We start from the raw sequence: 9373 nt of genomic DNA, 5'->3' as shown, positions 1-9373 counted from the left end.
CGACAACCCGCGGACGCGCACGGCGGACGACCCGTCCGGGCGCGTCATCGCCACCACCCGGCGCGACCCGCAGCAGTCACGACTGCGCCTCGTCCGTGTCGTGGTCCTGGGGCCCGCTCGTCAGTTCGGCGAGCAATTCCGCAAGCTCGGCTTCGGAAAGCTGCTCCATCAGGCGGTCGAGCTCGTCGCCAGGGTCGGGATGACCGGCCGGCTCGGCGAGTCTGGCCGTGTCGGTGCCGTCCAAGCCGAGTTCGCCGAGCAGCCGCACCGCCAGTGAGTTCACGCTGACACCTCTGAGCAGTTCCAGCACCGGCAGGTCGACCGCGAACACCGCACCGATACGGGCGCGGAAATCCATCGCCATCATCGAGTCCAGGCCGAGATCGTCGAGGGCGTCGTCCGGCCCGATCTCGGTGACGGCCAAGTCGAAGACCGCCGACGCGATGTGGCGAACCTGGCGCGCCACCGCGTCAAGCCTCTCGGCTGGGGGGCATTCCGCAAGGGACTCCAGCACCGACGCTCCGTCACCGGTCTCACCGGTCGGTGCCTGCTCCGTGCCCAGTTCGCAGAACATCGGGGGGAGCGCTCCGACGACGCCGACCCGCCGGGCGCGCGCCCAATCGGCGGTGATGGCGACGACGTGCGGCGCCTTCTGGTTGATGAGCCGATCGAGGACCCGGATGCCCTCGGCGGGCGTGATCAGCTCGATTCCCCGCTGCGCGTAGACATTTTCGAGCTTGAGGTCTTCGACCATGCCGACCGACCAGGGACCCCACCCGATGGTGAGGGCTGGCAGCCCCGCCACCCTGCGGTAGTGGGCGAAGGCGTCGAGGAACGCGTTCGCGGCGGCGTAGTTGCCCTGACCGGGCGAGGCGATGACCGATCCCGCGGACCCGAACATGACGAAGAAATCCAGGCGGTGGTCTCTGAAGGCGTTGTGCAGCACCCGGGTTCCGACGATCTTGGGCGCCAGGACGGTGGCGAAGTCCGCCTCGGCCATGTTGACCAGCAGCTGGTCGTGCACGGAGCCCGCCGCATGGACGAGGCCACGGATCGGGCGGCCGCCCTCGGACTCGTGGCGCCGCAACCATGCCTGTACCTGGCCGGCGTCGGTGACATCGACGCTCACGGTGCTGACCCGGGCGCCGAGCCCTTCGATCTGCCGGATCGCGCTGACAGTGGCGTGATGCCTGTCGCCGTGGCCCACCATGGGCCAGCGACTCCTGGGGGGAAGTTCGCTGCGGCCCAGCAAGACGATGTGCCGAGCCCCCTGCTGCGCGAGGTAGGTCGCCACCGTGCGGCCCAGGGCGCCCGCTCCCCCGGTGACCACGTAGGTGGCGTCGGGCGCGAGCTTGGTGGGGAAAGCCTTGGTAAGTCCGGTGATGGACCGCATCCTCGGGACCAGCGTCGAGCGGCCGCGCAGGGCGATCTGATCCTCGGCATCCTCGGCGAGGACGTACTCACACAGGCGTGCGGCGGCGTGGTGGCGCGCGTCGGCGTCGGCGTCGGGGGCCAGGTCGAGGTCGATGAGGCCGCCCCACTGTTTGACGAACTCCTGGTGGCCCACCACGCGGCCGAGCCCCCAGATGACCGCTTGGTCGACGGCGAGCGTTTCGGATCCCAAGGCCGGTTGCGCGTTCGCGGTGACCAGGAAGAGGCGCAGTGGGCAGTCGTGCTCGGCGAGCGCCTTGACGAGGTGCAGTACCGCGAAAACACCGATGCTGTCGTTAATTTCGGCTCGCGTCGGGATCCGCTCGGCGGCGTCGAGAGAAGCGCCGTCGGGGACGGGCCGGATGTCCAGCGGCCAGCAGTCGACGATTCCGGCGAGGTTGCCCTCGTCGTCGAGGTGAGCGCGCAGCAGGTCCTGGAATTGGTGCGGTCGCGCGGGATTGACGAGGTATCCGTCGCCGGTTCGGGTGAGGGCGTCGACGGGCCGGTGCTCGACCGTCCGGACCCGCTGGCCGGCTTGCCGCAGCTGCTCCGCGAGTGCGGCTCCCGTCCCTCCGCCGTCGGCGAACACGAGCCACGACATCCCCTCGGAAGCAACGGGACTCGTGGGACCGACGTCCTGACTCACGCTGGTCGGTGTCCACACGAGCTCGTAGAGCCCCTTGTCCACCCGTTCGGGCGACACGCGCGACGACGCGCTGAGCGACGAGACGGTGAAGCCGTCAAACACGGCCAATGGCCGGCCCTGCGCGCCGACGATCGCGATGTCACTCTCGATTTCGTCGTCGGTGGCGGACACGATGCGCACCTGCACGGTCATGTGGTCTTCGGGCGGGAAGTAGATGCGGCTTCGCCGCACCCGGACGGGAACGTAGGCACTGCCGTCGGCATCATCACCGAAAAGGGGGATTCCCAACAGGGTTTGGAAGGCCCCGTCGATGAGGGCCGGGTGAAAGCGGAATTGCCCGACCTGAGCACCGAGGCGGGCCGGCACGGCGAGGCGGGCGGTGGCCCAGCCGTCCCCGGCCGCCACCTCGGTGACGGTGTGGAACGCCTCGCCGTATTCCATTCCCACGGAGCGGGTGCGGGCGTAGAACTGCGCTCCGTCGATGGTGGTGACCGGTCCGATCCCGGGCGTGGCGTCGCCGCGATCCGGCGCTGCAGGCAGCGTGTTGAGTTCCGCGGTCGCCGTCACCGTCCACTTGAGGTCCCCGCCCGCAGTGGCTGTGAACGCCGCGAATTCGAGTACGCCGGTGTCTTCGTTGAGGGTGGTCCGAAGGATCGGATCACAGCTGTCGTCGAGGATCAGTGCGCGCCGGAGTTTCAGGTTGTCGACGCTGTGATCAGCCGACCCATAGGCCGCCTGCCCCGCCGCGAGGGCCATCTCGACGTACACGGCGCCGGGTAGCAGGATGCTGCCCTGGATTCGGTGGTCCTCGAGGAACGGCACGGTGGCGGTGCTCAGCTCGACTTCCCACGTCGGATGCACGGCACTCACCGGTTGCCCGAGCAACGGGTGCACCGGGTGGTAGTGCAGGTCCTCCGTGGCTTCCTCGGTTTCGTTCCAGAACCGCTTGGCTTGCCACGGATAGGACGGAAGCGCCACCGGCCGCTGCTGCGGGTAGAGCGCGCTCCAGTCGATGCGGTGTCCATGGCAGTGCAGCGCGGCCAGGCAGGACATCAGCGCGCGCCCGTCGTCCTCGTTGCGCCGCTGCGCCGCCAGGACGGCGACGTCCGCCTTGTGCGCGGCGGCGATCTCGACGATCGACGTCGCCAGCACAGGATGTGGGCCTAACTCGACGAAGTGGGTGTATCCGTCCTCGAGCATGCGACTGAGGGCCGGCTCGAAAAGCACTGTGGCGCGGGTATTTTGCCACCAGTAGGCGTCCCCCGCGGCGTAACGGTCCAACCGCTCGCCGGTCACCGTCGAGTACAGCGGGACCACCGCCGATTGCGAGGACAGCCCGGCCAAGGCGGTGTTCAGGTCGTCCTTGACCATGTCCATGTAGTGGGTGTGATACGGCACCTTCACGTCGAGGAATCTGTTGAAGATCTTCTGCGCGTCCAACTGGCGGGCGATGCCCTGCAGCAGGTCAACGTCGCCGGCGAGCGTGATCGCCGACGGGCTGTTGACGGCGGCGATGGACACGCGCCGACCGAGGTGTCCGGCCGTCGTGGAATCTATCGATTGCAGCAGCGCGTCGGCACCGACGCCGACGGCCAGCAGGCGACCCAGCCCGGTCGTGCGTTGTTGAAGACGGCTGCGGTGGTAGATGACTCGGACGGCTTGCTCGAAGGTGAGCGCGCCCGCGAGGTAATGGGCCGCCACCTCGCCGGCGCTGTGCCCGACGACGGCGTCCGGGGTGATGCCGAACTGCCGGAGCTGCTCGGCGAGCGCCACCTGGATCGCAAAGTTCGCGGGCTGCGCGACAGCGGTTTCCGCCATTTTCGAGTCGGCCTCGTCGGCGCGTAGCTCGTCGAGCAGGGACCAGTCGGTGTAGCGGGACAGCTCGCGATCGCTTCGCAGGATGCTTTCGGTGAAGGCCGGATAGACGTCCAGGAGCCCACGACACATCCGCCACCACTGCGGCCCCATGCCGGTACACACGAAGGCGATCTTGGGGGCGTCGCCCGGCGTGCGGGCCGCCGAGCCGGATCCGCCGGCGGCCAGCGCGCGGAGTTGGTCCAGCGCGTCGTCGATGCTGCCGGCGACGAGCGCGCGTCGGTGGATCAGGTGGGAGCGGCGGCGGCTGAGCGTGTAGCCGAGTTGGTGCGCGGTGATCTCGGGGTGCGCGCTGACGTGGTCGGCCAACCGGTTCGCGGTTGCCAGCAACGCGTCCTCGGACCGCGCCGATATCGGCAGCACGGCCAGCGGCCACTGGTGGGTGCCGTCGGTGGACGCGACGTCGTCGGCAGCGGGAGGCTCGGCGAGCACGACGTGAGCGTTGGTGCCGCCGAAGCCGAACGAGTTGACTCCGGCGATGCGGCGGCGGACGGCGGGAAACGGCCGGCTCGTCCGGGCCACCTCGATAGGCGCGTCGCCGACGGTGATGGGGTTGTTCGCATGCAGGCTGGCGGGGATATACCCATGCTCGAGCACGAGCGCGGCCTTGATCAGACCGGCGACCCCGGCACCGGCCTCCAGGTGGCCGATGTTGGTCTTGACCGACCCGATCAGCAGTGGCTCGTCCGAAGGCCGATCGTGAGCCAGCGCATTGGCCAGAGCCCGCATCTCGACGGGATCACCGACCGGTGTTCCCGTCCCGTGTGCCTCCACGTAGCCCACGTCCGCGGGCTGGACTCCGGCCCGTCGCAGCGCTGTGGTGATCGCCGCTTGCTGTGCCGTCACACTGGGTACGGTGATGCCGTCGGTGTGGCCGTCCTGCGACACCGCGGTGCCGAGAATTTGGGCGTAGATCCGGTCCCCGTCGCGGCGGGCCCGCTCGAGGGGCTTGATGACGACGACCGCCCCGCCTTCTCCCCGGGCGTAGCCGTCCGCGGACTCGTCGAACGCCTTGCACCGCCCGTCCGGGCTGAGGAACCCGCTCTTGGACTCGGCGATGGCGGTGTTGGGGCCGATCATGATATTGACGCCACCTGCCACGGCGAGCGCGCATTCACCGTTCCAAATGCTCTGCGCGGCAAGGTGAACGGCGACCAAGGAGCTCGAGCAAGCGGTGTCGATGGTCATGCTCGGTCCCCGGAAGTCGAAGGCGAACGACACCCGGTTGGCCAGCATGGTCATCATCATTCCCGTGGCGGAGTGCGTCTTGAATCGGTACCGGCTGGCTCGGCCCCGGTTTTGCAGCAATTGATAGTCCAGCGTGAAGCCGCCGACGAATACGCCGACATCGGTGCCGGCGAGGCTTTCCGCGGGTATGCCGCCGTCCTCCAACGCTTCCCAGGTCGCCCGCAACATGAGGCGCTGCTGGGGATCGATCAGGTGCGCCTCGCGCGGGGAGATCCCGAAGAACTGCGGATCGAATTGGTCGATGTCGGTGAGGAAGCCACCGCGCCGCGTGACCATCTTGCCGACCTTGCCGGGGTTGGGGTCGTGATACTTCTCGGCATTCCACCGGGTTTCGGGCACCTCGCGGGTGGCGTCGGTTTCGTCGCAGAGCAGGCTCCAGTAGCTGCGCGGATCGTCGGCACCGCCCGGGAACTGGCATCCGATCCCGACGATAGCCAGGGGCTCGCGGGCGCCGTGTTCGACACGCATGTTCGTCCTTTCGCCTATAGCTGCCCGCGCCGGGCGCCGCACAACCCGTGACCGCACCGGTGTGCTCGGCGCTGGCCGGCGCACAGCCCGCCCCGCCGCGGCGGGGCCACCAACCCGGCAGGGCATCGGTCGATTCCCGAGGAAAGACCGGAGCCTTCGGTGATTGCTCTGTCGCTCAACGTGCTTCGAGCGCGGGTGCGGCGCCGAGGATCCATTCTCGGCTGAGGGGGTGGAACGCCTGCTCGCGGCGATAGATCGATCGAAGCTTGCGCAACAGCGCGTCCTGCTGCCAGGCCTGAAGCTGCCGCACCGCCCGGTCGTCGGCGAAGTCGTCGCACTTGGCCGCGATCACGGTCTCGACGAGTTGGCCGGCAAGCTGGTGCAAGAGCCGGGCGTTGGCGTCGAATTGCGCGGCGAAGTCCGGTGATTCGTCCATCATCGCGGTGTGCAGCGTCACCATGAAATTCAAGGGTGAATACAGGTCGACGAATCCCGCGGCCGGACGCCCGGTCTCGATCGCGGCCCACTCGCGAAAGAACCTCTGCGTGCGGTTGCTGAGGTCGATCATCCCCTCCAGGTGTGGCACCACGTGCGGGTCATCGGCGACGGTGACGAACTTGCCGTTCCGGTAGAGCAGGCCCACGAACCCCCAGTAGAACGCGATGTCCCAGATGACCTTGGCGGTCATCACCGCCGGCGAACCCATGAGGGGGTACTGGTCGCAGTAGACCGCGAGCCACATGTCGGTGAGGGACCTGAACAGGGAGTCGCTGATGCCCGACCGCGCGACGACGTCTTCACCGTCGAGCTCGCGGGTGATCATGTCGGTGATGAGACCGTTGCCGATCGCGACGAGGTCCAGCCCCGACGAATAGAGGGGATCCAGGAACACCGCGGCGTCCCCCGTGCAGCACCAACGGTCCCGGCCGCTGTACACCGTGGTGGCGCCGTGGCTGTAATTTTTCATGACCCGAAAATCTCTGATGAGGTGCTCGTGCGCCGCCAGGACCGCGGCGAATTGTGGCTCGTGCTCGCCCAGCCACGCGCGCGCTTTCGCCAGCGTGTTGAAGCCGTCGAAGTCGTGGCAGGCCGGGTCGGCGACGATTCCCACGCTCGTGGATCCGGACGGGAGCCGGATCAGCCAGACCCAGTAGCCCTGGCCCATCAGGTGATTGGTGGACATCGCGCGGTCGCCCTCGGCGAGACGGGTTCGCCACGCCGGGTCGTCGCTCCAGGCGCCGATGTCCAGTTCGGCCGCGACGCGCAGCCAGACGGCGTTGCAGAGGTGTGCGTTGCTGCGCCGCAGCCCCAGATGCCGGGCCACCGTGCGGGTGCGCCCCGAGGCATCAACCAGCCAGCGAGCCGTCGTGCGGGTGACGGCGTCACCTGACTGCACCGAGATCACGTGTGCGCGCCCCTGCCGCTCGATCGATGCGGCCCGGCCGAAGACGATGTCGATGCCGGCCGACCGGCAGCGCCTGTTGAGCTCGTTCTCCAAGCGGCCGCGGTCGATCTGATAGGTGACCTGAGGGATGAAACGGGAGCTGCCGAGCTCCAACCGGTCGGCAATGTCGAGGTTGCCGCCGTTGGAGAAGAACATCCGCAACCCCATCTTGCGGATTTGGGCGGTGCTCAGGTGGTCACCCAACCCGAGGCGGTCGCGCAGGTAATGCGCGGACACCTCGACCGTCGACTCGCCCACCGTGTGGGTGACCTCGGGAACCGGGTGGGCGTTGGGCGAGATGACCACGATCCGCGTTTGCGGCCGGGCGGCGTGCACCTCCAGGGCGAGCGTGAGACCGGCCGCGCCGCCGCCCACGATCGCGACCTCGCGGTCGGTGACGACCGCGTCGTCATCCCTTGCGGCCGCGATTATACGACGCAGGGCCTCGCGTGCCTGCGGGCTCAACTGCGACAGTTGCGAGCGCACGTCCACGCGTCCACCTCTTGCAAACCGGCTTCGATTCAATTACTTAATAGTTAAGTAGGTTACACGAAACGGGGGACCTGGCAAGCGCAGCCGCCCCCGTATCGGTGGCGCCTATCGTCGGCGGTACGTGCACCGAAAAGCGTTGCAATGTCGCAACTTCGAATGTCGACTCGACCGCAGCCGGACCGTCGCAAGCGTCAGATAGGACCCCGGACATGTTCCCGAGATTCGCAGTTGATCGCGAACTTTCACCGGCACCTAGCGGCCGCGTCGGCTCGGTGACCTGACTCCATGCCGGCAGCGACAGCGGTCCACTTCTTCCTCGAACTCGCCGTCATCCTGGTGGCGTGCCGTCTCGTGGGGTTGGCGGCCCAACGCGTCGGCCAGCCACAAGTCGTCGGCGAGATGATCGCCGGTGTGCTCTTGGGACCCTCGTTGCTGGGCCGCGTGGCGCCCGGCGTGCAGCACAGCCTTTTCCCGCCCGGCCCGGCGAACACCGTGCTGTACACGACGGCGCAGATCGGCCTGGTCCTGTACATGTTCCTGGTCGGCCTCAGCTTCGACATCGGGCTGATCAGGCACCGGGCCGGGACGGCCGCGGCGGTCTCGGCCGCCGGCATTCTCGCCCCGCTCGCCTTGGGGGCGCTGGTGGCCGCGCCCTTGCTGACGAGCGGCCGCTTCTTCGGCCATGACGTCTCGCTGCCGCTGGCGATGATGTTCTTGGGCGCCTCGATCGCCACCACCGCGTTTCCCATGCTCGCCCGGATCATCTTCGAGCAACGGCTCTCCGGAACGCCGTTGGGCACCCTCGCGCTGACCTGCGGCGCGACCGACGACGCGCTGTCCTGGTGCATCTTGGCCGTCGTCCTCGCCATCCATCGGGGCAGCCCTAGCACCGCGGTGACGGCCATCGTCGGCGGAATCGTCTACACGCTGGTCCTGCTGACGGTGGGACGCAAGGCGCTGGCCGTCCTGGGTGCGCGCTCCGAGCGGGACAAGACGATCAGCGCGCCGGTGTTCAGCGTGGTGCTCGTGGTGTTGATGACGTGCTCGTGGCTCACCGACGCGATCGGCATCTACGCCATCTTCGGTGCGTTCATCCTGGGCGTCGCGATGCCGTCCGGCTTCTTCTCGCGCCAGCTCACGACCAGCCTCGAACCGCTGGTCACCACGTTGTTGTTGCCCCTGTTCTTCGTCTACTCCGGGCTCAACACGCAGGTCGGGCTGGTGAACACCCCGCGGCTGTGGGGGGTGACCCTGGGACTGCTCGTGCTGTCGATCGTCGGCAAGGGATTCGCCTGCGCGTCGGTCGCATGGCTGCGCAAGGTGCCACTGCGCGAGTCCATCGCGCTGGGGTCGCTGATGAACGCCCGCGGCCTGATCGAGCTGATCCTGCTCAACATCGGGTTGCAGGCGGGAATCATCACGCCAACCCTGTTCAGCATCCTGGTGCTGGTAGCGATCGTCACCACCTTGATGGCCACACCGATCTTCGAAGTGGTCTACGGGCGCTATCGCGACCACCCACTGGTGCCGGACGCGGCCACCGGAGCGCGCAGTGACCCGCCGGTTCGCCAGCCGCCGCTGCGCGGTCCGCGGCGCCGCAGACTGCCGCGGCGCGCGTGACGGTCTCGCGGCGCCCGCAGCCCGTCACATGCGCCCGCGACCCCGCGTCCGGATGGACCAGTTTCGGCAAGTAACCTCCGGTCCGAGCGATATGACCGGAACACATCCTTTCGACGAGGCCGTTCACCTCGATGCGATCGACGCGCAGC

General features: G+C 68.2%; 3 protein-coding genes. 1 reads left to right on the top strand and 2 read right to left on the bottom strand.

Translation table 11 applies throughout. The features are described from left to right. Positions 1–76: 76 nt before the first annotated feature. Positions 77–5668 carry a type I polyketide synthase gene (locus tag A5714_RS11970; RefSeq protein ID WP_068285415.1) on the bottom strand — a complete coding sequence of 1864 codons (5592 nt, stop codon included), beginning with the start codon at positions 5666–5668 and terminating at the stop codon, positions 77–79. A gap of 175 nt (positions 5669–5843) precedes the next feature. Beyond that, positions 5844–7604 (bottom strand): NAD(P)/FAD-dependent oxidoreductase, encoded by a 1761-nt coding sequence (locus A5714_RS11965; protein ID WP_156747283.1) that lies wholly within the window; start codon positions 7602–7604, stop codon positions 5844–5846. A gap of 285 nt (positions 7605–7889) precedes the next feature. Here A5714_RS11965 and A5714_RS11960 point away from each other — a divergent pair, with 285 nt between their 5' ends. Further along, positions 7890–9224 carry a cation:proton antiporter gene (locus tag A5714_RS11960; RefSeq protein WP_082959704.1) on the top strand — a complete coding sequence of 445 codons (1335 nt, stop codon included), beginning with the start codon at positions 7890–7892 and terminating at the stop codon, positions 9222–9224. The last annotated feature ends 149 nt before the right edge of the window (positions 9225–9373 follow it).

Origin of the sequence: Mycobacterium sp. E2462 (assembly GCF_001672685.1) — a bacterium.
Lineage (GTDB): Bacteria > Actinomycetota > Actinomycetes > Mycobacteriales > Mycobacteriaceae > Mycobacterium.
Note: the sequence above shows the minus strand (reverse complement) of the source record. Positions and strands in the feature narration are given on the sequence as shown.